We start from the raw sequence: 26,501 nt of genomic DNA, 5'->3' as shown, positions 1-26,501 counted from the left end.
CTTTTTAACGCCTCTGGCCAGGGGGTGATGACGTTAGCCTTAGCGAGGGCCGCCAGCGCTTTTTGTGTCGCTTGGTGCTTACCATGCGCAGCCTTAAGCGCCTCAACCCGGGCAGATACCGCATCCGTCATTTGGCCTTGCGCATCGAAGAACGGCTCACCGGCACTCTCTTCGGCCAATAGGCCACTATCGCGGTCAAACGTGACGATGCCCTTCTCGCCTACCGTCACCACCGCAAACGGCCAGGTGGAGAGCCACGCGGGCTTGTAGTTGCCCAGCCACTGGCCGTCCTTGATGAAGAGGTTATGGCCGGCTTCGATGCCGCACACACCGACTAACCGCCACTCGCGCCCCTCTTTCATCAAGGCTAACGGCATGGTGGCAGCGGCTTTGGCGAGTTCGCCTGCGTGCAGGGGCAGTAGCGCTTGCTGGGCGGCAAAGCTTGCATCGACAGGCGGATGCCAGGCCTTGCCCTGGCACTCCTTGGGGCTTAGTACGAGGGGTGAGGACATAAAGACTCCCTGGAAAAACGAGTAATGACGAACCAACACTGAGGAAATAGCGCTGTTGTAGGGCGGTATTTTCTCAGCCTTAGCCACGAATAAAAAACCCCCAGCCGAGGCCAGGGGTTAGATCGTACTTTTCTGGGCAAGTAAGCTGGTTAGAGCTTACTGCATCCGGCGGCCTGTGCTGCACCACCCGATGACTTGAAAGGAGCAAGGGGGAGGTTGCCCTCCCCCTGCTACCTAGCTCAGAGGAGCTTAGGCGACTTCTACAACGGAAACGTAGCCGTTTTCGAACTGCAGGTCTTCGATATTAACGCCAGCCAGCGTAATCTTGACCAGGTCGTTAGGGTTAGTGGCGTTGCCACCAAACGCTTCTTCTTCAACGAAGATCAGGGCGTTGTTACCTTCTTGCTGGAAGAAAATTTCCAATTCGGAAGAGGCACCCAGACGATCAGAAACGGCATCGTCGCCAGTTTCAACACGTACTTCGCTGAAGCCTTCACCGATGAACAGCAGGTCGTTGCCTTCCAGGCCGAAGCCAGAAATGTCCAATTCAGCGTCAGCATAAACGAAGAGATCGTCTGCATCCGTACCAGCAGCACCATTGGTTACTTCAGCAAGCTCGTAGCCAAGCTCTTCGATAGCATCAGCAGCGTCTTTAACGTCAGACTGCAGGGCAGCTAAATCAGCGGCTAGGGTAGCAACTGCTTGGTAGTCACTGATAGCTTCATTCAGCTCAGCCTCTACACCACGAGCGGCGAGAAGTGCATCAGAATCCGGCATTTCATTAGTAATTACTGGATTGATCGTGATGGTGTTATCAGAGTTGATGGTGTAATCAGCAGATTCTGTGACAGTAGCAATATCAGCCGCATCAGACTCACCATTACGAGCAGAGATCAGACGAGCCTCGAAGTTAGTCTCACCTGCTTCGGCAGCCAACAGTGCCTGATACTCAGCCTGTGCAGCAGTGAACATCGCATCAATACCTGCGAGCGACTTACCAGCGTCCTGAATCTTAAGCACGCCATTTTCGACCTTGATGAGGTCGACAGAGTTGCCGTCATTCACAGCGAAGGTAGCTGCATCGGCACGGGCAATAGTAGCAGTGATGCTGCCATTCAGAGCATCGAACTTGGCAAGCTCTGCATTCGTAATAGGAGCAGCCTTATCAACTGATTTCAGTGCAGCTTCATAAGCAGCTTTAGCGCTAACCAACGCATTCAGTTTGCTCAGTTGGCCAGAAATTTTGCCTACTTGGTCCTGCGCTGACTGAACTGCTTTAGCCGCTTCGGCTTGAGCTTCAGCGATGATTTCCGCCTTCACAGCCGCAGAAGCGCTGTCGAAAGAGGTAGCGTAGCTAGCAAACTTCGTAGAACCACCAAGCGCTGCATCAAGATTGTTCAGCTCAGCGACGACACCTATTGACGCGGTTGCAACTGCATTGTCAATTGCTGTTTCAATCTCGTCGTTAGTGGATTCGTCATCCAGCGTGGCATCTTCAGCCAGAACAGCTTCAATTTCGGCAGCTTCTTCCAAGAAGGCGCGCTCAGCGGCTTGGGCTTCTTGCAGGGCCACCAGCGCTTCAGTGAGCTCTGAAGTGTCGCCAGCTTCGTAAGCTTCAAGGTCAGCGGCTACTTTAGCTTCGAATGCAGCGCTGTCTTCTTCAGAAGCGGCTTCGATGAACAGCTGCTGGAGTTGGTTAGCCGGTACAACAGAACCTTCGCCTTCAGTCCAGTAAGCTAGGCCGTCTTCGTCAGCCGGGCGGCCGAACATGTTCTGGTAGATAGCTTCTACCAACTCGACGCGGGTAAGATCACCGTAAAGTTCTACGAATTCTGGCTGATCGTCATTTGCCAGGTTGAAACGTAGGTCAGCAATGTTGAGATCGCGCTCTTCATCAGTCCAGTAGTCAACGCCTTCTTGGTCGACCGGGCGGCCTAGGTAAGCGGTATAAAGCTGCTGAACTTGAGTGACTGTTAAAGCCATTTGTAAAACTCCTTATTGAATTGTCGAATCGACATAAGCCACTACTAACCTTCATGGTTAGCACGGCTATGAGCGAGGCCTCGCTCCAAAGAATTAGCTTGGTGGTTTTTCCACCTAGGCTAATACTTATCCCTTGCGTTCCGGTTTAGGCACCGCTTTGGCGACCACTTAAGCCGTCACGAACTGTTCGTTACTCATTTCTCAGTGCTACGTTGTACTCGTAGCGGTTGCTCTAAGTCAATAGCATGGGCTTGGTAAAAAAACATCATTAGCGCAAACCTTGATGTGGTGCGGCACTGACTAGGGATATGCCTTGCACTTTCACTCAACATTATGTCAGTTGTGTGACCCTAATGATATTTGTAACGCGCTGGTGCACCTATTTTTTACCTAGGCTACCACGTTTTCCATTAACTTAGCTTGCTTCAAGCTTGCCATAGTTCATGGCTATTGCCAATAAAAAACAGTGTTTCCTTTATCGGCCACCTACTAGGTGTAGACACTCTATGGGGTATTAGCAAGCATGGCGGCTAACGTATCATTCAGTGTGTGACGCGAAAGGCCCGGCACCCAGGCATTTAAGCGCTTGGTACAGGCTTTCAGCTCTGGTATCTCGTTACTGCGTACAAACGCAGGGTTTACCGTTATTTCAATACGATGCGCTGTTAAGGTTTCCAGCATGCTGATAAGGGCCTGCAGGGAGACTGCTTCCCCACTGCCTACGTTTATCACGCTGCCGCTTTCCGCCTGGGCAGGCCATTGGTCTAATAGGTGCCCATAGATAGCGACCACATCGCGCACATCGCTGAAATCGCGGCTTACGTTGATATTGCCTAGCTCAATGCGGGGCGCACGCTGCTGCAGATGCTGAACTATTTTTGGCACCAAAAAATGTGCGGCCTGGCCGGGGCCGGTGTAATTAAAGGGGCGAGCAATGAGTAACGGCAGGCGCTGTGCATAGGTGCGGGCAAGGTGCTCCATGGCCAGTTTGGAGGCGGCGTAATGGTTAACAGGCGCGGGCAGTACGCGTTCGTCAATCACTGCTTGAGCGTTCGCGCCGTATACGTTGGCGCTACTGGCAAGCAACACACGGGGCGGCATAGGCAGCGCGCTTAGGGCGTTTAGTAAGTTTTCAGTACCCAGCACATTCACTTTGTAAAAATCTAATGCCGTGGGGTGCCCAACAAAGGAGAGCGCCGCTAAGTGGTAAACTTGCTGGGGCTTTACTTGGGTGATGCAATGGCTGAGCGCTTCTGAGTTGTTGAGATCAATAGGGTAGGTTTCATCAGCCCCGCAGGGCTGACTCGCCAGAGCCACTACCCGGTGGCCTTGGCGTTTTAAATGGGCAATTAAGTAGCGGCCCGTAAAGCCGCTACCGCCCGTAACCAGGCAAGTTGACATAGTGACTCCTTGAATCGGGTAGATTAGCCGCCAGTTCCGTTTTTCACGCGCTCTAAGTCGGCTTCTACCATCATGCGGCATAGCTCTTCTAAGCTGGTTTCAGGCTTCCAGCCTAGCACTTGGGTCGCTTTTTCGGGGTTGCCAATCAGTAGCTCTACTTCGGCTGGGCGGTAGAAGCGCGGGTTAATCACAACCACTTGCTTACCAGTGACCACATCAACCGCCTGCTCGTCTTCGCCCTGCCCTTCCCAACGCAGTTCAATATCTGCAGCTTTGAAGGCTAGCGTGACAAAGTCACGCACGGTTTCCGTACGGTTCGTCGCGAGTACGTAAGTATCAGGCGTATCCACTTGTAGCATACGCCACATGCCTTCTACGTACTCTTTTGCAAAGCCCCAGTCACGCTTAGCATCCAGGTTGCCTAGCTCTAAACGTTCTTGTTTGCCAAGTTTAATGCGTGCCACGCCGTCGGTAATTTTGCGGGTCACAAATTCGCGGCCACGCAGGGGGGATTCGTGGTTAAACAGAATGCCGCTAGTGGCGAATATGTCGTAAGACTCGCGGTAGTTAATGGTCATCCAGTGGGCATACAGCTTGGCCACGCCATAAGGGCTGCGCGGGTAAAATGGGGTCGCTTCGGTTTGGGGTACTTCTTGCACCTTGCCGAACATCTCAGATGTGGAGGCTTGGTAAAAGCGAATGGTGCTATCCACAATGCGAATAGCTTCCAGCAGGTTTACTGCGCCTAGACCAGTGATTTCTGCGGTAGTAATGGGCTGGTCAAAGGAAACGCCTACAAAGCTTTGTGCGGCGAGGTTATAAATCTCGCGGGGTTTGCACTGCTGCACTAGGCGGATACTGGCGGACAGATCCGTTAGGTCGTACTCCACCAGATGAAGGTTGGGATGATTTTCAATACCTAACTCTTCAATACGCCAGAAGTTAACCGAGCTTGTACGACGGTAGGTGCCATAAACGGTATAGCCTTTTTCTAGCAATAGCTCGGCGAGGTAGGCGCCGTCCTGGCCTGTAATACCTGTCACGATTGCGTTCATGACGCTTTTCCTTTCAGTTTTCGTGTTAGCAAGCTGCCATACGTGGCAGTGGATAAAGGGGAGTATTGTGGCGAGCTAGCCCGTAGTGTCAACCCGCATTGTCCCCGCCGCCTGCAGTAGGCTGTGTACGCCCTATTGCCGACTGGCACTTTGCCTCCCCCTAGGGCAAACTTACATTCGGGGAAGCGAGTCTTTCTCTTTAAACAGCCACATACGTGGCGACTAAACACCTAGGGAATAAGGGAATATAAATGACGTCTCAGGAAACGTTCCAGCTGTGGTACCTCACCCACTATAACCGCGCTGCTGACCAAACAGGCTTAACCTATTGGTTGAGCCAACTTGAATCAGGTGAGTCGCTGGAAACACTCTATGCTGCTTTTACCAGCCTAGAGCAGCCAGAAGCTACCACACGCTGGGCCAATACCCCCACCGAGTCGTTTATCAGCCAGCTTTATCAACAGCTGCTAAACCGTGAGGCAAACAGTGAGGAGATCGCTTACTGGCAAAGCGCGCTGGACAGCCAACTCAGTAACGGCGCTAGCTTTTCCCAGGCGGGCAGCAATGTCGCGCAAGCCTTTGCGACTGCCGCGCTTGAAAATGCTGAAGACAGCGCCCTGCTCACGTCTAAGCTGACTATTGCTGCTGCGCTAACTGCCGCTTCTGATGCTGATGGCCCTTCCATGGCAGCGCTCTCGCGGGTGTATTTGGATGATAGCGGGCTGGGGCTTTTAAGCGCGAGCGAACTGACCACTCTGGTTGCATTGATTACCGCGGGGGAGGCAACCGATGGCACGACGTCTCCAGTCTTGCCATCGCTGCCTTCTCAACCCGGCGCCACGCCGGAAGAAATTCGCTTAGACGATGAGTATTTAGGCGATGATAAGCCATTCAGCCTCGACGCCAGCGATGTGCTGTATGTGCTATTTGATAGCGTTGAAGCCGCTAGCAATACCGCTATTTCAGGTTACTCCGCGGACGATACGTTAGTGCTTGAGGGCGTAAGCGCTGAGGATGTGCGGGTCTCTGTATTTGAGGGTAATACGCTGCTGCAATTCGATGATGGAGAAGGCGCTGTTTCGCAGATCACCTTGGTAGGGGTTGATGGCTTCTTTACTTCTGTTGCGGCGTTTAATGCGGCCAGCGGGCTGGGCGAGATCACGTTCGCTTAATCGTATTACTCTTAATAACGTTATAAGGAAATATCGCGATGAATACTGTCAATGCTACGCCTTACTTGGATGATATGAACGAAGGTGAGTGGATAGAACCTAACATCCATCAGGGAACGGGCGTGTTTTCGCTTTACGATAGCCAAAGCATGACTCCCAACGATTTGCTGGCTGCCCTACTGGGCAACATTGCAGGAATCAACATTTTACCGGGCTCGGTTAACTTTATTGGCGCCGACCGCTCTGCCTCTACGTTTGCTTCTCTTGATTTTGGCCAGAGCCTTAACCTCTTAACGCCAGGCGTACTGCTCACCAGTGGCGATGGTGCGCCAGCGCTTACCAATACTGAGAGCAGCTACTCGCTGAGTAATAGCCTTGGTAAATGGATTGAGTACGACGAGCCGTTTTGGGAGGAGTACCCCACTTATGATGAAAACGGCGACCCGGTGGTAGATGAAGAGGGCAACCCTGTCATGGATGGTGATTGGGTAGAGGGGTATTGGGAACAACTCGACACTGGCGATGAAGAACTCACTGCGATCGCTCAGGCGGCATTTGAAGGCGCTGGCACTACCCAAGATGCTTCTATTTTGGAGTTCTCGTTTACCGTTACCGACGAAAGCATCCGCTCAATCAATTTGGATGTGCTGTTTGGTTCAGAGGAGTACCCCTACTATATTAACAGCTCGTTTGTAGATATTGCGGCGGTGATAGTTAACGGGCAGAACTATGCGTATATCGATGGTGATGTGACTAAGCCACTGAGTATTGTGGGTGCCACCGTTGAGGACGGGCGGTTTATCGATAACACCGTCGATTTTTACGAATACGACACAAGCGATACGGACGCTACCACTGCCCCTTCCCAGCTCGCTATTGAGTACAACGGCTTAACGCCTAAGCTCACCATCAGCATTCCGTTAAACGAGGAGGATAATACCTATCACGTTCGTTTAGGGGTTGCGGATACGGGCGATGCTATTCTGGACTCCGGCCTATTTCTTACCAATTTCCGTGCGCTCACTTCTCAGTACGAAGGCACCCTGGTAAACGTTGAAGCTAGCGATGAAGGCAGCGAGCTATCGGCTCCTTCACCCAACACCGCTACGTTATTCGTAGGTGGCGCTGGCAACGATACGATGACCGGCAGCACCGCGGCAGACGTTTACGACATCAGCAAAGGCGGTAGCAACACGGTAAAAGGCAACGCCGAGCAGTTAAATGGCGATACGGTGGTGGGCTTTAGCGAGCAGGATTCTCTTTCTATTTCCGGCGCTAGCTTCGGCCAGGAAAATTTAACTGTCACGATGGGCTCTGCCATTTTAGATATTGATACCAACAAGGATGGCAACAGCGATACGACGATTAGGCTAGAGGGTGATTTTAGCAACGGTGTCTTTACTACTTTGTCGGATGAAGATGCCACAGACATTCTCTTTATAGAAGGCAACCGAGCTCCCGAAAGCACTCGCGTCATAAATGCTGACGATACGTCGATTACAATCGCTAGCACTGAGAAGCTTGTGAAACTGCTTGGCGATACCAGTGGCCGGGTAATCACTATTGAGAAAGGTGCTGGGGCAATGAACCTTTCCGCCGGTAGCCAGGTGGTGTTAGAAGGTGTTAGTGAAGAAGATATCCGTATTGTCCGCGATGGCACAACGCTGCTGGTTCAGGATACAGAGGCGAACTTGCTGGTTCAGGTGGCGGCGTCTAGTGAGCCTTCTTACATTTGGCTGGAAGATGGCTATGCCATGCTATCTGCGAATACTACTGAGGCATCGCTTCAGTTTGCTGACGTTACGCTGGCGACCCATGGCAGTATCGCTAGCCACGAGCTGTTTGAACTGAGCGATCATGCGGAGATACCCGAGGGTATTTTCGTCGGTGTCTCAATCATTGAGCCAATGGATGTTGCGTAAGCACGCTTGAGATTGCTTCGTTGCTGCGCTCCTCGCAATTGACACAGAGGGGCGCCGCAATACACAAAGGGGCGCTCCTTAATAAAAGGAGCGCCCCTTTTGTCGTTTCGCTGCCTTGAAGATAGGTTAGGCGTGGGACTGTGCTTTTAACTGCTTTTCCACTTCTCCTGCTTTTAATAACCCTACGTAACGCTGCCCCAGCGCTTGCCAGCTACGTTGGCTCAGCCACTGTTCCCGGGCTTGATGGTATAGATTGCGCTGCTCTTCACTGGCATGAAGCACGTTGGTAATGCCCTCTGCAATATGCTGGCTGTCGAAGCCTTGCGTCTGCCACACCGCGTCTTTCACTTCATCAAAAATGGGGGCTGGTGTAGTGAGAATATTAGGGCAAGCGGCTACGGCGGTACGTACGGCAGCGCTGCTGGATTCTTGTGTGTATTGATAAGGCAATACTGCCACGCTGCATTCTGCAAGATAGCGCTGTGCGTCTTCTAACGGCAAGAAATCGGTTATCCATTCAATATGGTTTTCTACCCCTAACCGTTGAGAAGTGCGCTGACAACGGGCTAGCTCCTCTTGGGAGCTTGGCTCATCACGTACAGAGTTCACCAACCGTAACTTGCTGTGCGCGGGAAGTACTTCTTTTTTACGTAGGGCGGCAAAGGCTTCAATAAGCGTATTAACCCCTTTATGAGGCAACAGGAAACCGAAGCTGCCGATGATGGGCGCTTGACTATCGCTGGCTGCTGGCGGGTTTTGACAGGTATCTACGCCTTGAGGGAGCTGAGTCACATTATCGGTCAGGCCGATCCGCTTTAGATAGTTGAGATCGTCTAGGGTATGCACAAAGACTCGGTCGAAGGCGGCTAGGGTGGCAGCTACCGTACGGCGGCGATTAGTATCAAAGTCAATAATTGGCCGCGTGGTGTGCAAGGTAATATACACACCCTTGCCTTGGCGCCGGGCATGTTGCACTTCTCTTAGTAGGGCGCGGTCTAGCTCGTAGAAAGCGAAGTGGTGCTGTAACCATACAACGTTGCCGGTGGCTTCTTGCAGCGAGGGGCTTTGTCCGCGTTGCCAGCGGTGCTGGCTAAGCGGTGGTTGTACTTGTGCACTGCTGTTACGGTGCTGAGGCGCAAATATGGTGGCGCTGATGGCGGGGTCTTCCGCTTGGAGGGCGGCCACTAAGTGAGTGCTGTATTGGGCAATACCGCAGGGTTCATCCCAGGTGGTATAGAGGCTAATGGCCAGCGGCGGCGTGGGCCGGTAAGCAACGGCTTGCAGGCGACCTAGGGCACTCAGTACCGATTCAACGGCGCTAGGGGCGAAGAAGCGGGCCTGAATGGCGCGGTGTAGCTCACTGGCGGCGCGTGTGGCGCGCTCGCCGCCTTGGCGTAGGGCGTTGATGTGCTGCTGCACTTGCTCTACCACGCTGTTCACGTTGGGCTCTACCCATACGGCTTGGCCTGCGCTGAAGTGGGATTGGGCGTGGTCGAAGCAGTAGTTGACCCAACCTGAATGCTGCGCTGGGGTGAAGTCGGTGTGGGCGCCGTAGCCGGTCACTACCAGCGCGCGGCTAAACTCGCCTGCTTCAATGGCGGGCATGTTGAGCCCTTCGCCACGGGTGGGCAGCACCACAATATCGGCGGCTTGGTAAAGCTCGGCCATTTGCTGGGCGTCGTAATCTTCCATAATGATGGTTAGCCGCTGGCGGTGCGCTTCGCTAACGTACTGTTCGGCCCAGACTTCCACTTGGTTGTGGGGGTTGGGGAAGGTTTTTAGCGTTAGCGTAATGCTGGGGTCAGCAGCGAGTTTGTCGAAAGCTTGCAGCAGCACATCCACGCCTTTGCGGGGGAAGGCGGATGAAACATGCAGTAGGTTAACGCTGTGCTGCTGGGCAACCCGCGCGAGATCAGCGGCGCTGCTGTGGGCGGCGTGGGGGTTGGGCACCAGCGGCAGGGCAATCACGTGGATAGGTAGTTTACAGCCGCTATCCATGAGTACTTTTTTGACAAACCAGGCGGTGACGATGACGCCAGCGTAGTGCCGGTTAAGGGTATCGACCATCTCGCTGGGCACCCAGGACTCTTCCCAGAAAAATAGCGCAATGGGTAGGCCGTGGCTGGGGTCTGGCTCTATTAGCGGGTAGTGGTGGTAAAGCGCAATGCGCTGCCCTTCTGCCAGCGCTTGCCAAGCGGTGGGGTCGGTGAGTGCGTTGAGCTGGGCCACTTCTTGTTCACCGCCTGGGGCGCTGCGCACTTGGGCTTCTGGGCTGCCCTCGTGGGGGGCTAGCCATAAGGCGGGGGCGTGCTGGCTGGTTTGCAGGCGGTTTAGCAGGTGGCGGTTTACCGAAGCAAGACTGTAGCTGCCGTTAATGTGCCCTTGCAGGCGGATGCCTTGAGGCGCTGTTTGCGGGCTGGCCAGAGGGGCATCGCGCAGAGTGAGCGCTTCTAGGCGCACGGCGGCGGTGATGTCGGCATCCAGGTTTTGGAAGTCTTCTTCGCGAAACTGCCCTGCCCTACTGAATAGGCCATCGCTGGCGGCCATGCGTTTTAACACGCGGACTTTCAGGCTGGGGAAGCGGTTGAGCACTTTGAGCGCTAGCCGTTTTAGCCAAGGAATTTGGGCTAAGCGGCGCAGCAGTTTGCCGCTACTTTGCTCCGATTGGCGCATGAACAGCATGGCGCCACGCAGGGGTTGGGTGACCTGCCAAGAGCGGCTTGCGTAAATGTCATCCAGCTCTCGCTGTAGCTGTTCGGCTTTTTGCCGATAGCGCCGCTCTTCTTGCCGCGTTTGGCGTAATTGGCTGGTGGCTTGGGCGAGCTGTTCTGTTTGCTGTTCAATCTTGGCGGCTAGGGTTTCTAGGCTCCCCTGCTGCGATTCGGTGAGTTGCTCTAAGTATTCAAACCAGGGGGCGCTGGCGTCGTCGGTTTGCTTATGGGCAATCAGCGCGTAATCCGGGTAGGCAGAGATTACCCAGTCTAGGTAATCGCGCGGCGGCGCGCCCTCTTCCGGCGGTTGGGGGCCGTTAAGGCGCAATATATGGGCTTTACCATAGCCGGTGTCGGTGGCAACGAAGTGCAGCAGCGGCGGGGGCAGCGGCTTTTGGTGGGTGGGGTCTAAATAGAAACTCCATAGCCCAACGGTCAGGTTTTCGGGGTTGGGCGTTTCGAGTATGAGCCCCCCTCCGGGCAGCAGTGCGCGGTGAATTTCCTGAATTAACGTGACTAGCTCATCAAAGGGGATGTGCTCGGCAATGTGGAAGCCGGTCACCGCTGCCAGGGTGTTGCTTTCCATTTGCTGGAGGGCGGTTAGGGCGTCGTTCACTTCAACATTTAGGCCGCGTTCATTGCAGGCGCTGGCCATGCTTTCGTTGCTGTCGATGCCTTTGGCGGGCCAGCCGTTCTCTGTTAGTAGTTCTAGCCATTCGCCCCGGCCAGAACCTAGGTCAATAATCGGTGCCTCGGGGTAGCGGGCCATAATGGGGGCCAGCAAGGGCACATATACCGCTAGGCGTTCTTTAATGGCGTCTTTTTCGCCACGGAAATGGTTAGTAAAACGGGTATAAAAATCCATTAATTTGACTCGTTAGGTGCTAAGCGTGTCGCGGCTTGGCGTTCGCACTCGATGGTGGGCATCACCCAGCTGCTGCCTAAGAAGAAGTCTTTTTCCATGTTGACCATTTGGAATACTAGCGCATGGTCTACCCATTGGTAGTTATTGGTGAGGTGAGTGTCGCTGCTATGCAACGATGTGGACACCGAGTAGCTGCCGGGGCCAAGGTTGGCCTTGAAGCGCATACGATAGTTAAGCACTTCTCCGGCGGTTAATTCGCGTTCTACTTGGTGGGTGTGCCAGGTGTTGGTACCGAATATCTCTTGCCCTACTCGGTCTTTGAGTTTGTAACCCACCACTAGCTCGGGTAAGTCGGCGTGTATGGCGATATCAATACGCAGCTCTACCTCTTGGCCAACGTCTACTACTTCCAGCGGGTTGCCGTTGATGGCGTGTAGGCTGATTTGGGTGACGGTGGCTTCGCCGGTGCCGGAACGGGTTTGAATTTGGCCGCTTGCCAGCGGGGTGACTTCCACCTGGGCGTTCTCTTTTTGGGCAATGATGGCGTTGTAGTAGTCCATGATGTCTTGGGGCTGGCCATCCTGCAGCACCCTGCCCTGCTCTAGCAGGATGGCGCGGTCGCAGAGGCTTTGAATGGCGGCTTTGTCATGGGAGACAATCAGCAGCGAGGTGCCTTGGCGCTGGAATTCACGGATGCGGTCGAAGCTTTTATGCTGGAAGTAGGCGTCGCCTACCGAGAGGGCTTCATCCACAATCAGGATATCGGGGCGAAAGGCGGTGGCCACGGAAAAGGCGACGCGCATTTGCATACCGCTGGAGTAGACGCGCATGGGTTTGTCGAAGTATTCGCCTACTTCGGCAAAGGCTTCGATATCGTCCATGGCGGCGCTGATTTGGGCGTGGGTAAAGCCCATTAGCCCGGCGGAGTGCAGGACGTTCTGGCGGCCAGTAAGTTCGCCATTGAAGCCCATGCCTAGCTCTAAAATTGCTGCTACCCGCCCGTGGGTGCGAATGTAGCCTTCTGAGGGGCGCAGGGTGCCGGTAATCATTTTCAGCAGAGTGCTTTTGCCTGCGCCGTTTTGCCCGACAATACCCACTGCTTCGCCTTGGGCGACATCGAAGTTGATATCGCGCAGTATCCAGGTCTCTTCTTGCGGGGGAACAGCGCTAAACCAGCTGGCAACGCGCATGAATTCGTTTTGGTAGCGGCGGTAGGCTTTGCCAAGTTCACGAACTTCTAACAGGGGCTGTTTTTCGGTGTGGGCGTTTGTATTCATAGGGCGTCCACCATTTCTGGGCTGGCTTTACGAAATAGCACGGCACTCATGATCACTAACCCTCCGCCCAACAGGGTTAGCCCTACTAATGCCAACAACGAAGGCGCTTGACCGTAAGCGAGTACGCTATGGTAAGCACCCACTAAGTGAAACAGCGGGTTGAACGCTAATACGGTTTGTAGCGATTCCGGGACAATTTCAGCAGGGTAAACCACCGGCGTAAACCAAAAGAGAAACTGCATGATGATGGGCATCAACTGACCAATATCACGAATAAACACGTTTAAAATACCCAGCATCAGCCCTAAGCCCAACGCTAGCAGCACTGTGATCCCCGTCAGTACAGGCACCCACAGCAGCGTCGCTGGGGTAAAGTGCCCAAGCACGGCAAACACCACTAAAATCACCGCAAATAGCGCAATGTTATTAATCAGGCAAGAACCTGTAATAATGACGGGTAGCGCTATTTTGGGGAACACTAGCTTCTTCATTAAATTAGCGTTTTCAATGAACACGCCTAAGCAGCGGTTGAGAATATCGCTAAATAGGCTCCAGCCCAGCATGCCTGCAGTGAGATAAATGGCGTAGGCGTATTGGCTTTCTATGCCAGGTAGCTTGGCAGAGAGCACCGCTGAAAGAATCAGCGCGTAGATAAGCACCATCGAAAGCGGGTGGATAATCATCCATGCGCCGCCTATTCGGCTGCGGGCAAAACGGGTGACCAGTTCGTGACGAATAGATGTGGCAATAAATTGGCGATAGCGCCATGCCCCTTTTAGGGATTCCAGCATTCCGTTACCTTTTGCCGTGGGCAATGTTTGAGTCGCAAGAGTGTCGCAAGGAGCAATATGGTAAGCCAAGCGTAGGGTGTGCACCACCGTTACAGGCACCCAGGTATGGCGTGAGTTCCTTTCGAAACTAAACGCCAGCATTGGGAAGTGAGTGGCTATGCATGCTGTTCATCCCGGCTTATTCATGAGGCCGGCCTGAAAACGAAGATAGCGGATGGTATTCTCTTGAGAAATCAGAACGTTCCGGCAAGAACCTGAACCAAGAGAGCCATCCGCTATGGGTGAAAGCCTATCCACCTGGACGCCCTCCTGCAACGGGCGATGGGCTGGATCGGTCTTAGCGATACCGACACGCTGCGCCGCGACCCGCTCTGGCAGTTGGCCTGCAGTGATACACGTGGGATGACGCCCCTGGCCCAGGACCGGCCGTCTCAAGCCACGTTGTCGAGGCTGCTGAGCTGCCTCGGACGCAATGACAACATCGATGCCGTGCACGAAGGCCTGCTGCGGCTGGTGGTCTGGCGGCTGACGTCGCTGAAGAACGGTGAACGTCCCAAGCAGCTGACGCTGGACATCGACGGCCTGCCGATCGAGGTCCATGGCCACCAGGGCGGGTCAGCCTATCATGGCCTTTACGGAGCCCGCATCTACTCCCCGCTGGTCGCCACACCCAACGACGAAGAACCGTTTATGTGGTGATTGTTTGATCAGTGCTTTGCTAAATCATCTAGCTCGACAAGTGCTTTCTAACCAGCGCGTGCATCGACTGGATAAAGTTAGAGGCGGCAAACCGTTGGGCCGCTGCCCGACACACTCCAGCCGAGAATAAGGTTTCATCTGTATGCTTGAGTGCTTCAAACTGTTTAACACACGCTATGAGTGCTGTACTTGTTTGTTCTTCAACCCACAAGCCTGAAACATGGTTTTGAATTGTTTCAGCTAAACCGCCAACACCGTAACCCAGTACAGGTGCCCCGGCGGCTTGAGCTTCAACTGGTAAAATACCGAAATCTTCTTCTGCCATGAATACAAAAGCACGCGCTCGTTCAAGATGGTCAATTAAAACCACATCCGGCTGGAAGCCCAGCAGCGTAACGTTTGGCCCTGCTAATGCTTTTAGCTTGTCATAATCGGGGCCATCACCAATCACAACTAGCTTGCGCTCAGGCATCTTGTTAAATGCTTCAATCACTAAGTCTATGCGTTTATAAGGCACCATACGAGAAGCTGTAACGTAAAAAGCCTCCCTCGGCCGATCGTAACAAAATTTTTCAACCTCGACAGGCGGGTAAATTACCTCTGCCTCGCGCCTGTAAAACGTTCGAATACGCTGTTTAATATAGTGAGAAATAGCAATAAAGTGATCGACGCGTTGGGCGCTAAGGTAATCCCATTGGCGCAACCGGTGCAGCTGCCAGCGCATTAACCAGCTTACTGGCCCACGGGAATTATTGGACTGTCGCAAATATTGATGCTGCATGTCCCAAGCGTAGCGCATGGGGCTGTAGCAGTAGCAAATATGCACCGCGTTAGGGTCAGATATCACGCCTTTAGCCACTGCATGGCTGCTGGATAAAATTAAATCGAAACCTTTTAAATCGAACTGCTCGACGGCTAGCGGCATTAATGGCAGGTAGCGCCGGTAGTGTTTACGTGCACCGGGTAGCTTTTGGATAAAGCTTGTATGAATGGTGCGCCCTTTCAAACAGGGTATCTCAGCCACGCACAAAAAGTTAACGGTCGTAAAGATTTCTGCCTGGGGATAACAAGCGAGCAATTCGGCTAGCGCTTTTTCAGCGCCAGCCCAAGTGGTCAGCCAGTCATGAACGATGGCGACTTTCATGAGTACCTCTGGCTCCTATTCGCGCCCGTATTCGTCGTTATAACGGACGATATCATCCTCCCCTAAATAGGAGCCGGTTTGCACTTCGATCAAGTGCAGTGGAATCACCCCAGGGTTTTCGAGTCGGTGAACCGTTCCTAATGGAATATATGTCGATTCATCTTCTGAAAGCAGAAAGCTTTTTAGCTTACTAAGACCGCCATGCCCTTCCCCCTGGGTAACCCTAGCGGTGCCCTGAACCACCACCCAATGCTCTGCACGGTGGTGATGCATTTGTAATGAAAGCTTGGCACCAGGGTTAACGACAATCTCCTTCACTTGGAAGCTGTCGGTTAGCACCATGGTGTGATAATTGCCCCAGGGGCGATAGACACGCTGATGAGACTGTGACTCTTTACGGCCCGCCGCTTTGAGCGCGTTAACGATCAATTTAGTGTCTTGAGCCTGGTGCCGGTCAGCGACCAGCACTGCATCATCGGTCTCAACAATCACTAAGTTATTGACACCAACCGCAGCCACCAACCTCGATTCACTATGCACCAGACTGTTACGGGTATTGTGGAGCATCACGTCACCGTGAACGGCATTGCCGTTCTGCTTGTCGCCTGAAGCTTTTAGCTCATGCAGCGCATCCCATGCGCCAATATCGCTCCAGCCTGGATCCATGGGAACAACGGCAGCGTCTTTTGTGTGTTCCATCACGGCGTAGTCGATGGATTCACTACGGCACTCAGAGAAAGTTGCTTGGTCAACCCGTAGGAAATAGAGATCTTCACTACGCTGGGCGTAGGCGCGCTCGCAAACCTCTAGGATGTCTGGAGCATGCTGGCGCAGCGCGTCTAGGTAAGCACCTGCCTTGAACAGAAAAATACCGCTATTCCACAGGTAGTCACCGCTAGCCAAATAGCTTTCAGCACGTGCTTGGTCGGGTTTTTCTACAAACGCGTCCACGTTGTAACCCGCCCCTTGCGCCTCTCCACGCTTAATATAACCATAGCCAGTATTGGGCGTGTGAGGGGTAATGCCAAACGTTACCAGCTTGTCATTGCGCGTAAGCTCACTACCTTTTGCAACCGCTTGCGCAAAGGCTACTTCATCTTTGATGACATGATCCGCTGGCATAACCAGCAGCTCGGCTTCTAGGCTAACGCTATGCGCAGCTAGCGCCGCCAAGGCAAGAGCCGGTGCGGTGTTGCGCCCACAGGGTTCTAAAATAATCTGGGTGTTTTCCAGACCAATTTGATGCATCTGCTCAGCCACCAGAAAGCGGTGCTCTTCGTTACATACAACAATGGGTGTGCCAGCATCATTAACATTTACAAGACGCTGCGCCGCTTCTTGTAGCAGGCTGCGGTCATCTTTATGTAAATTTAGAAACTGTTTTGGGTAGTGCTCACGAGAAACCGGCCATAAGCGGGAACCAGAACCACCGGATAAAATTACCGGAAAAATCATATTTCCTCCTTGAAGCTTTATTCACTGCCTTTATCTAGCGATCCTGAGTAGCGTGACCACTCTAAGGCTGCGTATTGATAAAGCCACGTGTGATAGTCATAACCAAAATTTTTAAATCAAAACCCAGTGACCAATTTTCGATATAGTAGAGGTCGTACTCGACACGCCTTTGCATCAATTTTACGTCTTCGGTGATACCTCTTAAGCCATTCACTTGCGCCCATCCCGTCATGCCAGGCTTTACCCGATGACGCTGCATGTAGATTTCAATATGGTCTTTGTAGTGATCATTATGATCCATCGCGTGCGGACGTGGCCCCACTAACGACATTCGCCCTTGCAAGACGTTATAAAGCTGCGGAAGCTCATCTAAACTGGTGCGGCGCAGAAAACGACCTAGCCGCGTAATGCGCTGGTCTTCATGGCTAGCTTGCTTCGTATGACTTTCAGCATGAAGCTTCATCGTCCGAAATTTATAGATTTTAAAACACTTACCGTCTAGGCCGTGACGCTCTTGCTTGAATAGTACAGGAGCTCCCATTTCCCAACGTATGACTATTGCGACTATCACGATAACGGGCATGAAAATAATCAATAGCAGCAATCCAAGCACGCGGTCTTCTAATGCTTTGAGTAAACGTTTTGGGCCATTGAGGGGCGTATGATTTAGCTCTAGCGAATATAGACCCGCTACTTGAGTAATCCGATGGTTCAGCAAACGAACATCGGGCAAATCGGGGAAAAAGCGAACCGTGATGGGAATACCTGCCAGCAAACTCATTAACTTACGTACACGGCCGCCCTCCACAAGAGGATAGCCCAGCCAGATTTCATCAAACCCCCGCTGAAAAGTATTCGCTTTTGCAAACTCAGCGATATGCTTCAAAAAATCTTCATCCGCAGGGTCAATATGGTGCCCTACGATCAAGTAGCCAGTATGCGGTAAATCGGCAATACGCTGTTCAAGCAAGGCGATATTTTCCGGCTTTCCTATTAACAGCACGCGCTTCAAATTACGCCCCAACGCACGCACGTGGCGCAGATAAGCGTATAGCGAAGTCCGCAACAAACTTCCGGAAAATAGAACGGCTAACGCGGCTAGCCCCATCCACAAACGTGAAAAGCTGTGGGTCGTTTGCGTGGCAACCAGCAACAAACTGATCAGCCCAATGGTGGCCAGCCAGCTCAGAAAGTACACCCCTAACATGGTGTAAAGACTTCGCCCGCGCCACGGCTGATAAAGCCCTAGCATCTCGCCTACCGCTGGTAGCAGTAAGCAGCCAATGACAATAAGGAAAAAGTAGTCATCGACATCTATCAGTTCAACGGGAATTGCCCAGAGGGTTAACAACGCCGCTACCATGGCAATAGCAGCATCAAAACAGCGCATGGCGCGCCTGAGCCAATCGTTACTTTGATATCCCTTTGACGCTGCCATGCTGGCTCACATTCCTGAGGTAGTCGTAGTGGCGGCTAAATCCGTCGTGGAAGCGAGTAAGGTCATGATATTCACCAGATCATCGCTGCCTAAACCACCCACAGCTGACTGGAGGGCCAACGTATCGAGTGCATATTCACCGATGGTATCAACATATTGAATGCGCTGATCGAACAGGCTTGCCCGGGCATCCAGCACATCGACCAAATCACGCAGTCCTAACTGTTCTCCCCGCTCTGCGGCTTCTAAAAACAGTTCGCTGGACGCAATGGCTTGCTCAAGCGCTTCTACACGGCGAACGTGGCCATTAAGCGAGCGTAGCCGTTGGCGTACTTCTTGAACCGCTAAGTTGAGCTGGTTATCAAAAGCGGCCTGGGTGGCATCTATACGCCGCTCACCCTGCCTTACGTTAGAGGAGGTGTAGCCACCCCGATAAATAGGCATGCTCATTTCTACGCTAGCACGGTAATCTTCACTTTCACGTAATGGGTCATCACTTTGACGGTCTGAATAACTTAAATTGAGGTTTAATTCGGGATAGTACCCTGCACGGCGCGTACTGGTGTCGGCTTCGGTAACCCGCTGATCTTGGCGGGCGAGCAGCACATCCAAGTTTTTCCCAGTGCGTGAGATCCAGTCGTCCTGGCTACCCCACTCGCTTTGTAAGCTTACGTTAGATAGCTCGCCAACGGCTAAGCCACGAAACGTTGGAAGTGTGCCCGTGAGCCTTTCAAGTGTACTAATTGCGTTATCTAGCTCGTTTTCAGCGAGCACTGCATCTGAAATCGCTTGGTCTAACCGTGATTGAGCTTCCAGCAGGTTAATGCGGTCGCCTACGCCTAAATCATAGGCACGCTGTGCTTGGCGCACCTGCAGCTCTAACGACTCCTGCTGGGATTCCAACAATCCCAAACGCTGGGAGGAGAGATACGCTTGTATGTAGGCTTCGCTTACTTGCAGCGCTAAGTCGCGCTCTACTAGCGCCAGCTGCAATTCAGCAGCACTTACCTGAGCATTAGCAACATCAACACCACGCCAACGCTCTAGGCTAAACAAGGGCTGTTGCAACTGCACCTGCCACACAGTTTCGTTTATTTCACCGGGACGCGTTGCTTCTTGGTCCAGGCCAAAATCATCTGGCGACGTTTGAATATTCGTAGAGTCTTGCCATAGGTATGTTCCAGAAGCAGTCACCTGGGGGAGCAACTGCGAACGTGCCATAGCAATTTCTTCCTGCGTAGCCTCATACTCAAAGCGCTGACTAGATAGCTCAGCATCATGCTCTAGTGCCCGCGCAAACAGTTCTGGCAAGGAGGGCAACTCACTCGCAGCCGTGGCAGGCTGCTCTAGCGCAGTTAGCTCGGCCATTGCAGAAGCGTCTGCGGGCACGTCTTGCTGGGCGCACAGCGGATGACTAGCGAGCATAATAGCTAGCGCTATGGGCGCTATTTTGACGGTTTTATGCAGCATCCTAGTCATTAATCCTCTCGTATGGCACGTGAAAGCATGTCTGAAATGGGTTTGGCAATATAACTGGCGAAGGTACGCTCACCGGTACGTAGCATCACCTCAGCAGGCATACCTGAAAGAAGCTGCATCTGTTCGGTCATATCTGCTTGGCCATCCTCGGTCACACGCACACGGGCACGATAATAGTTTTCACCGGTGGCTTCGTCTTCGAAGCTGTCGGCACTAACATGAATGACCTCGCCATCAATCACATCGGTTAAACGCTGGTTAAAAGCGCTGAAGCGGATTTCAGCAAATTGCCCAATGTAGATATTATCGATATCACGCGTGGGTATACGCGCTTCAACCACAAACCCATCATTAGAAGGCACAACATCCATAATTGTGTCACCTGCACGTATGACGGCGCCTACCGTGTGTACCTGCCGACCAACAACCGTACCTGAAACGGGTGCTGTAATCACAGTGCGGTTTACTTGATCAGAAAGAGAGATAATTTGCTCTTCTGCTTCTGCAATTTGTGCCTGCGCATCACGCAGCTGTTCACCCACTTCTTTTTGGAACTCTTGCTGCTGGATTTCCCGCTGCATACGGTTTTCGCTGATTTGCGAACGCAGTTGGGCAATGTTGGCACGAAACTCAGCGTTGTCACCTTCGTATTGCAGTACCTGGCGCTCTAGCTCACGCAGGCGTTGGTTATCGCCAAGCCCTTCACGATAAAGCGAGCGAAAGTCTTCAGCTTCCGAGCGTAGCGAGGAGATGCGCTGGGTATTCACCGAAATGCGCTGCTCTAGCCCGTCGATTTGTTGCTGCATCTGGATGATCTGTTCATCCAGAGATTCCAGTGTGCTGATCAGCGATTGGCGGCGCGCCGTGAACAAGCTTTGCTGTACGGCAATCACCTGCTGTACGCGGGGGTTATCGGCGTCTTTAATATCTTCAGGAATCACCATCATATCCGCCCCTTCCTGTTCGGCTAGCAGACGGACTTCCATGGCGCGGTTAATCAGGTATTGCGAGCGGGCAATTTCAAGCTGCGAGCGGGATTGCGTATCGCTCAAAATCACCAGCGGGTCACCTGCTTCCACTTTATCGCCGTCCTCAACCAGCAGTTCGCGCACAATGCCGCCTTCAAGGTGCTGTACGGTACGCTTGAAGGATTCGATAGAAACGCTACCAGGTGCCACCACCGCAACCGCTAGTGATGCGGTTACTGACCAGAGAGCAAACCCACCTAATGCGAACAATAAAATGGCGTAGCCGAGCTTGCGATACCCTTTATCATTGGTAGGCAGCTTTTCTTGTGATTCGCCGTCGATGGTGACGGGGCCTTTCGGCGTAACGTCTATTTCTGACGACGAGGTGAGATTACGCTTTTCGTCGCTCATGTTAGGACTCCTCGCTACCACGGCCGCCGGAGATGGCTGAAAGCCTTGCAGTGCTCTGCTGGCCGACTTGTTGGCGTGGTTTCTTGGCAAACTGTGCAAGTACTTGGTCACGGGGGCCGAACATGCTGACCTGGCCTTCTTTCATAACCAATAGCTTATCCATATTTTTTAGCACACTGGTACGATGGCTGATGACAAACAGTGTTGTCTCGTCTTTTTTCAGCTGAGCGATGGCATCTGCAAGCGCGCGTTCTCCTACGTCATCTAGGTTCGCATTGGGCTCATCCAACACGACGAGCACCGGGTTGCCATATAGTGCACGGGCAAGACCTACCCGCTGACGTTGACCGCCAGATAGCGCACCACTGGAGGCTGAGATAACAGTGTCGTAACCGTTGGGCAGCTCAAGGATCATTTCATGAACCCCGGCTTTTTTAGCAGCATCGACCACCTTTTGGGGATCTATCTCGCCAAAGCGGGCAATATTTTCACTAACGGTGCCGTCGAACAGTTCGATATCTTGCGGCAAGTAACCAATGTAAGGGCCGATTTCATCGCGGTTATACTGGGTGATGACACCGCCATCTAGCCGCACATCACCTACTTGAGAGGGCCAAATGCCCAACAGCACGCGGGCTAGTGTCGATTTACCTGCCGCACTTGGGCCAATAATGCCGATGTGCTCGCCTTTGGGGACAGAGAAGTTGATACCTCGGATAGTGGCCATGCGGGAGCCGGGGGGTGCTGCTGCCACGCCTTCCAGCGCAACGATACCCTGCGGGACAGGTAGCGACATCTTACGCTGCTCCTCAGGGATCTGCTCTAGCAGCTCGTTTAAGCGGCCATAGGCCCCACGCGCACTAACAAAGCCTTTCCAACCGCCAATCATTTGATCAACCGGCGCAAGTGCCCGGCCCATTAGGATTGAGCCTGCAATCATCATCCCTGGAGACATTTCACCGCGTAATACTAAGAGTGCACCTAAGCCTAAAATTAACGACTGGAAGAGCATTCTTAACACCTTTGAGGTGTTGGTAAGCGCACCAGCCCGATCGCTTGCCTGCGACTGTTTGGATAAAAACTCATGATGTCGCGCTGACCAGCGTCCCATAATGCCGGGCAGCATACCCATGGCATGTAATACTTCCGCGTTACGAAGATTTGAGTTCGCTAGGTTTTGCGCTTGAATATGCTCGCTATTCGCTTCAGCCATTAAGCCTTTTGTAGCTTTCTCATTAGCAATTGCTAACGCGATCAAAATAATGCCTGCGCCAATAGCAAAAATGCCAAGCCAAGGGTGAAATAGGAACATAACGCCAATATAAATCGGCACCCAAGGGGCATCAAAAAAGGCAAATAGGCTATTACCCGTTAGAAATTGGCGCAGACTGGTTAAGTCGCTTAAGGGTTGTGCGCTTGAGCCGCCTTGAGCGACCAAACTGCGACGAAACATAGCGCTGTAGAGGCGCTCGTTAATGCTGGTGTCTAGCCGGTTACCTACCCTTACTAGGATGCGAGACCGAACCAGCTCTAGCCCCCCCATAACCATGAATAAAAAGACCACAACTAAGGTCAACATAAGTAGCGTGTCGACACTCTGTGTTGAGATAACACGATCATAGACCTGGAGCATGTACATGGGAGGAACGAGCATCAGTAGGTTCACAAACATGCTGAAAAAGCCTACTGACATAAACGAACCTTTGCAGGCCTTTAGTGCACGCTGCAGATCCGTTGCTTCCTGTTGCTTTGCCATGGAAGGTTCACCGTTCAATCGAAGAGGCGTCAAGCGCAGAAAAATGTCGACGCAGCATAACAGAAGCGCCCCTACCAGGGGTAGGGGCACGATTTAAGACAGCCTTTTAAGGAACCGCTGATCAATTCGTCTCTAAGCGGCTGAAACGCTCATAATGGCACTTTCACTGCATCAGCGGTCGCTTTCTGACCAGCGAACTGCCAGACACCTGTGGCGGGATTGGTGCAGCGTTTCCTTAATTCGCTTCTCACCTTGATCAACGCCAAAGCGGCACATAGCGCTTCTTGCCTGGAGTGTTAAACTCGCGTCAGGCATTTTTTCCAGGAGAAATACGTTGAGCTCAGTGCGTTCCACTACCGCGGTTATTGAGGACAGCGGCATCGCCTTTGGCACCAGCGGTGCACGCGGTCTGGTAGAGCAGTTTTCAGATGAGGTATGCGCGGCATTTACCGTGGCGTTCATTTCCGCTATGAAGCGTTCATTTACATTTGAGCGCATTGCCTTGGGGTTGGACCGCCGCCCGAGCAGCCCTGGTATGGCGGCCGCTTGTACCAGCGCTGCTAAGGCGATGGGATTGGCAGTGGATGATTATGGCGTGCTGCCTACGCCCGCCCTGGCGCTTAAGGCCATGGCTGATGGCGTTCCGTGCATTATGATTACCGGCAGCCATATTCCCTTCGACCGTAACGGAATTAAGTTTTACCGCCCGGATGGTGAGATTAGCAAAGAGGATGAAGCGGCTATTTTACAGGCCGATGCTGCTATGCCTTCACTCGCGGCCGTTGAGCGCAATGAGGTATCGGATGCCGCTAACCAAGCCTATGCGGAGCGCTTTGCCACTTGGTTCCCAGGTGAGCCGCTAACAGGCTGGCGGGTTGGCCTTTACCAGCATTCCGCAGCGGGCCGTGATCTAAACGCGCATATTTTGGAAACGCTGGGGGCGGAAGTGATAACGCTAGGCCGCAGCGACGCCTTTGTACCGGTTGATACCGAAGCGGTCAGTGAAGAAGATCAAGCCAAAGGGCGCGCTTGGGCAAAACAGCATCATTTACATGCCCTACTCTCCACCGATGGCGATGGCGATAGGCCATTAGTGGGCGATGAAACGGGCACTTGGCAGCGTGGCGATATCGTGGGGCTGTTATGCGCTAGCGCATTGAATATTGAGGCACTGGTAGTGCCGGTAAGTTGTAATACTGTCATTGAGCAGTGCGGTACTTTTGAAAAGGTCGCTCGAACGCGCATTGGCTCCCCTTATGTATTGGCGGGCATGACAGCGCTTTCAGCAGACTTTAACCGCGTGGCAGGTTTTGAGGCGAACGGTGGCTTCTTGCTCGGCAGCACGCTGGAGGAGGACAATCGGCAGCTCGTAGCACTTCCCACCCGCGACGCCCTGCTGCCTGCACTCACGCTAATGGTAATAGCAGCTGAAAAAGCGGTTCCGCTCTCTCAGCCATTTGCTGAATTGCCTGCCCGTTATACGGCGAGCGATCGCTTAAAGGAGTTCCCCACCGAGAAAAGCCGTGAGCTTTTGGCTGAGTGGGAAGCCTCCCCAGCTACCTTAGTGCAAACCCTAGGGTTAGAGGCATCAGTGGCCCATATTGATACCACCGATGGCCTTCGCGCTACGCTGGATAATGGGGATATCGTTCACCTTCGCCCTTCGGGTAATGCCCCTGAGCTGCGCTGTTACTGTGAATCTGATGAACAGACCAAAGCCTCTTCATTGGTGCAAAAGTGTTTGCGGGCGCTAGCCACCCTTCCGCTTTAAGTCAGCCAACAAAAAACGGGCACCCTGTTTGAGGGTGCCCGGTTTTTTGGGCTTTCCGTAGCCTAGGAGAGACTGCGAGAGAGCCTTAACACGAACTTACTGACAATCAGCTTATTTGTAAACCGGGAAGCGGCCACAAACTTCAGCGACTTTATCGAGCACTTGGGCTTCAACGCTGCTGGTGTCTTCGCCTTTGGCCAGTACGTCAAGGATGTCACAAATCCAGCCTGCCAGCTGCGTACACTCCTCTTCACCGAAGCCGCGCGTGGTCACGGCTGGGGTGCCGATACGCAGGCCAGAGGTAACGAACGGGCTTTGCGGGTCGTTCGGTACGGCATTTTTATTAACGGTGATGTGGGCACGGCCAAGGGCGGCATCCGCATCTTTACCGGTCACGCCCTGCTTGATCAGCGAGAGCAGGAACAGGTGGTCTTCCGTACCGCCGGACACGATGTCGTAACCGCGATCCATGAATACCTTCGCCATGGCTTGAGCGTTCTTAACCACCTGTTGCTGGTAGGTTTTGAACTCGGGCTCCATGGCTTCTTTGAAGCAGATCGCTTTGGCGGCGATGACGTGCATCAGCGGGCCGCCCTGGCCACCGGGGAATACTGCCGACTGCAGCTTCTTCTCGATGTCCGGATTGTTCTCGGCTGAGAGAATCACGCCGCTACGCGGGCCGCGCAGAGTTTTGTGCGTCGTGGACGTGACCACATGGGCGTGGGGCAGCGGGCTGGGGTAAACGCCAGCAGCGACCAAGCCAGAAACGTGCGCCATATCCACCAGTAAGTAAGCACCGACTTCGTCAGCGATTTCACGGAATTTTGCCCAGTCGACAATCTGAGAGTAGGCAGAGAAACCGGCGATGATCATTTTCGGCTTGTGTTCACGGGCCAGGGAAGCGACTTGGTCGTAGTCGATCAGGCCTTGCTCGTTCAGGCCGTACTGAATGGCGTTGTAGTGCTTGCCGGAGAAGTTGGGCCTGGCACCGTGAGTCAGGTGGCCGCCCGCGTCTAGGCTCATACCGAGGATGGTGTCGCCCGGTGTGACCAGCGCTTGGAAAACAGCGCTGTTGGCTTGTGAGCCAGAGTGCGGCTGCACGTTGACATAGGTCGCGCCGAACAGCTGCTTGGCGTAGTCGATGGCCAAGTTTTCAGCGATATCGACAAATTCACAGCCGCCGTAGTAGCGCTTGCCTGGGTAGCCTTCGGCGTATTTGTTGGTCAGCTGGCTGCCTTGCGCTTCTAGTACGCGGGGGCTGGCGTAGTTTTCAGAAGCAATCAATTCGATGTGGGCTTCTTGGCGTGCCACTTCTTTTTGCATGGCATCAAATAGCGCATCATCGAATCCGGCAATTGTCATATCGCGGCTGAACATCGGCGGGAACCTCGTTAGAAAGGATCATCATGGAGAAGCGAGGCGGCTATCATACCGCAGCCTGACGCGACTTTCATCGCATCCGCGTCAGGTGGTGCATGAGCATGTTTCATGTTGCCAGCCGGGTAAAGTTCTGACCAAATGGACAACCATGCGTGCCCGTCGCCCAACAAATTGGCCTCCCACAGGGGGGCACATTACTTGATCGATAAGGCCAGCTGTAGGAGGGAGCTTTAGCTCGCGATGATGAGGGCACTGGTGCCTCGGCAGGCTAAGGGCGGCTGGCGCCGCCGTCGCCCAATAAATTGGCCTCC

General features: G+C 53.2%; 17 protein-coding genes and 1 pseudogene. 4 read left to right on the top strand and 14 right to left on the bottom strand.

Features of this window, described 5'->3' with window-relative positions:
* From BMY49_RS12755 to gmd, 4 genes are all read right to left on the bottom strand, one after another.
* The coding region (locus BMY49_RS12755; RefSeq protein ID WP_143058132.1) for a SapC family protein at positions 1–512 on the bottom strand (512 nt) is incomplete at its 3' end.
* Between the two features lie 249 nt (positions 513–761).
* The gene (locus BMY49_RS12750) at positions 762–2,495 is read right to left on the bottom strand and encodes a DUF4214 domain-containing protein (RefSeq protein WP_089675731.1); all 1,734 of its coding nucleotides are present in this window, start codon (positions 2,493–2,495) and stop codon (positions 762–764) included.
* 504 nt (positions 2,496–2,999) lie between these two features.
* Positions 3,000–3,896: an NAD-dependent epimerase/dehydratase family protein gene (locus BMY49_RS12745; RefSeq protein ID WP_089675730.1), complete on the bottom strand. Its 897-nt coding sequence runs from the start codon at positions 3,894–3,896 to the stop codon at positions 3,000–3,002.
* Between the two features lie 23 nt (positions 3,897–3,919).
* Entirely contained in the window at positions 3,920–4,951 is a 1,032-nt protein-coding gene (gene gmd, locus BMY49_RS12740; protein WP_054645246.1) for a GDP-mannose 4,6-dehydratase, read from the bottom strand.
* Between the two features lie 251 nt (positions 4,952–5,202).
* On the opposite strand from gmd, the gene BMY49_RS12735 reads away from it, so the two are divergent.
* On the top strand, positions 5,203–6,123 hold the full coding sequence (locus tag BMY49_RS12735) for a DUF4214 domain-containing protein (RefSeq protein WP_089675729.1): 921 nt from the start codon (positions 5,203–5,205) through the stop codon (positions 6,121–6,123).
* Between the two features lie 38 nt (positions 6,124–6,161).
* Positions 6,162–8,045 (top strand): choice-of-anchor L domain-containing protein, encoded by a 1,884-nt coding sequence (locus tag BMY49_RS12730; protein WP_089675728.1) that lies wholly within the window; start codon positions 6,162–6,164, stop codon positions 8,043–8,045.
* Positions 8,046–8,171: 126 nt separating this feature from the next.
* On the opposite strand, the gene BMY49_RS12725 is transcribed toward BMY49_RS12730, so the two are convergent.
* Genes BMY49_RS12725 through BMY49_RS12715 form a run of 3 tightly spaced genes read right to left on the bottom strand, consistent with a single transcriptional unit; the run spans position 8,172 to position 13,689 of the window.
* Positions 8,172–11,621, bottom strand: a complete 3,450-nt coding sequence (locus BMY49_RS12725; protein ID WP_089675727.1) for a glycosyltransferase — start codon at positions 11,619–11,621, stop codon at positions 8,172–8,174.
* The gene (locus BMY49_RS12720; RefSeq protein WP_089675726.1) at positions 11,621–12,898 is read right to left on the bottom strand and encodes an ABC transporter ATP-binding protein; all 1,278 of its coding nucleotides are present in this window, start codon (positions 12,896–12,898) and stop codon (positions 11,621–11,623) included. The genes BMY49_RS12725 and BMY49_RS12720 overlap by 1 nt, the downstream gene beginning before the upstream one ends.
* Positions 12,895–13,689, bottom strand: a complete 795-nt coding sequence (locus BMY49_RS12715; protein ID WP_089675725.1) for an ABC transporter permease — start codon at positions 13,687–13,689, stop codon at positions 12,895–12,897. The genes BMY49_RS12720 and BMY49_RS12715 overlap by 4 nt, the downstream gene beginning before the upstream one ends.
* A 306-nt stretch (positions 13,690–13,995) precedes the next feature.
* Here BMY49_RS12715 and BMY49_RS12710 point away from each other — a divergent pair.
* Positions 13,996–14,358, top strand: a pseudogene (locus BMY49_RS12710) (transposase); the annotation flags it as partial.
* Positions 14,359–14,416: 58 nt separating this feature from the next.
* On the opposite strand, the gene BMY49_RS12705 reads toward BMY49_RS12710, so the two are convergent.
* The 6 genes from BMY49_RS12705 to BMY49_RS12680 all read right to left on the bottom strand — a co-directional run bounded on the left by BMY49_RS12705 (position 14,417) and on the right by BMY49_RS12680 (position 23,039).
* The gene (locus BMY49_RS12705) at positions 14,417–15,532 is read right to left on the bottom strand and encodes a glycosyltransferase (RefSeq protein WP_089675724.1); all 1,116 of its coding nucleotides are present in this window, start codon (positions 15,530–15,532) and stop codon (positions 14,417–14,419) included.
* A 15-nt stretch (positions 15,533–15,547) separates the two neighbouring features.
* On the bottom strand, positions 15,548–16,987 hold the full coding sequence (locus BMY49_RS12700; RefSeq protein ID WP_054641508.1) for a mannose-1-phosphate guanylyltransferase/mannose-6-phosphate isomerase: 1,440 nt from the start codon (positions 16,985–16,987) through the stop codon (positions 15,548–15,550).
* Between the two features lie 61 nt (positions 16,988–17,048).
* Positions 17,049–18,425: an undecaprenyl-phosphate glucose phosphotransferase gene (locus BMY49_RS12695; RefSeq protein WP_054641507.1), complete on the bottom strand. Its 1,377-nt coding sequence runs from the start codon at positions 18,423–18,425 to the stop codon at positions 17,049–17,051.
* Between the two features lie 6 nt (positions 18,426–18,431).
* On the bottom strand, positions 18,432–19,850 hold the full coding sequence (locus tag BMY49_RS12690) for a TolC family outer membrane protein (protein ID WP_244154966.1): 1,419 nt from the start codon (positions 19,848–19,850) through the stop codon (positions 18,432–18,434).
* A gap of 53 nt (positions 19,851–19,903) precedes the next feature.
* Positions 19,904–21,283 carry an HlyD family type I secretion periplasmic adaptor subunit gene (locus BMY49_RS12685; protein WP_054645237.1) on the bottom strand — a complete coding sequence of 460 codons (1,380 nt, stop codon included), beginning with the start codon at positions 21,281–21,283 and terminating at the stop codon, positions 19,904–19,906.
* Between the two features lies 1 nt (position 21,284).
* Positions 21,285–23,039: a type I secretion system permease/ATPase gene (locus BMY49_RS12680; RefSeq protein ID WP_058577247.1), complete on the bottom strand. Its 1,755-nt coding sequence runs from the start codon at positions 23,037–23,039 to the stop codon at positions 21,285–21,287.
* Positions 23,040–23,382: 343 nt separating this feature from the next.
* On the opposite strand from BMY49_RS12680, the gene BMY49_RS12675 reads away from it, so the two are divergent.
* Positions 23,383–24,810, top strand: coding sequence for a phosphomannomutase (locus BMY49_RS12675; protein WP_244154967.1), 1,428 nt, complete (start codon positions 23,383–23,385; stop codon positions 24,808–24,810).
* A 111-nt stretch (positions 24,811–24,921) separates the two neighbouring features.
* On the opposite strand, the gene glyA is transcribed toward BMY49_RS12675, so the two are convergent.
* Complete coding sequence (gene glyA / locus BMY49_RS12670) at positions 24,922–26,187, bottom strand: serine hydroxymethyltransferase (protein WP_058577245.1); 1,266 nt, start codon at positions 26,185–26,187, stop codon at positions 24,922–24,924.
* Positions 26,188–26,501: the final 314 nt, after the last annotated feature.

The sequence above is a fragment of the Vreelandella aquamarina genome (assembly GCF_900110265.1).
Taxonomy (GTDB): domain Bacteria; phylum Pseudomonadota; class Gammaproteobacteria; order Pseudomonadales; family Halomonadaceae; genus Vreelandella; species Vreelandella aquamarina.
This window is presented reverse-complemented; position numbering and strand designations above follow the sequence as displayed.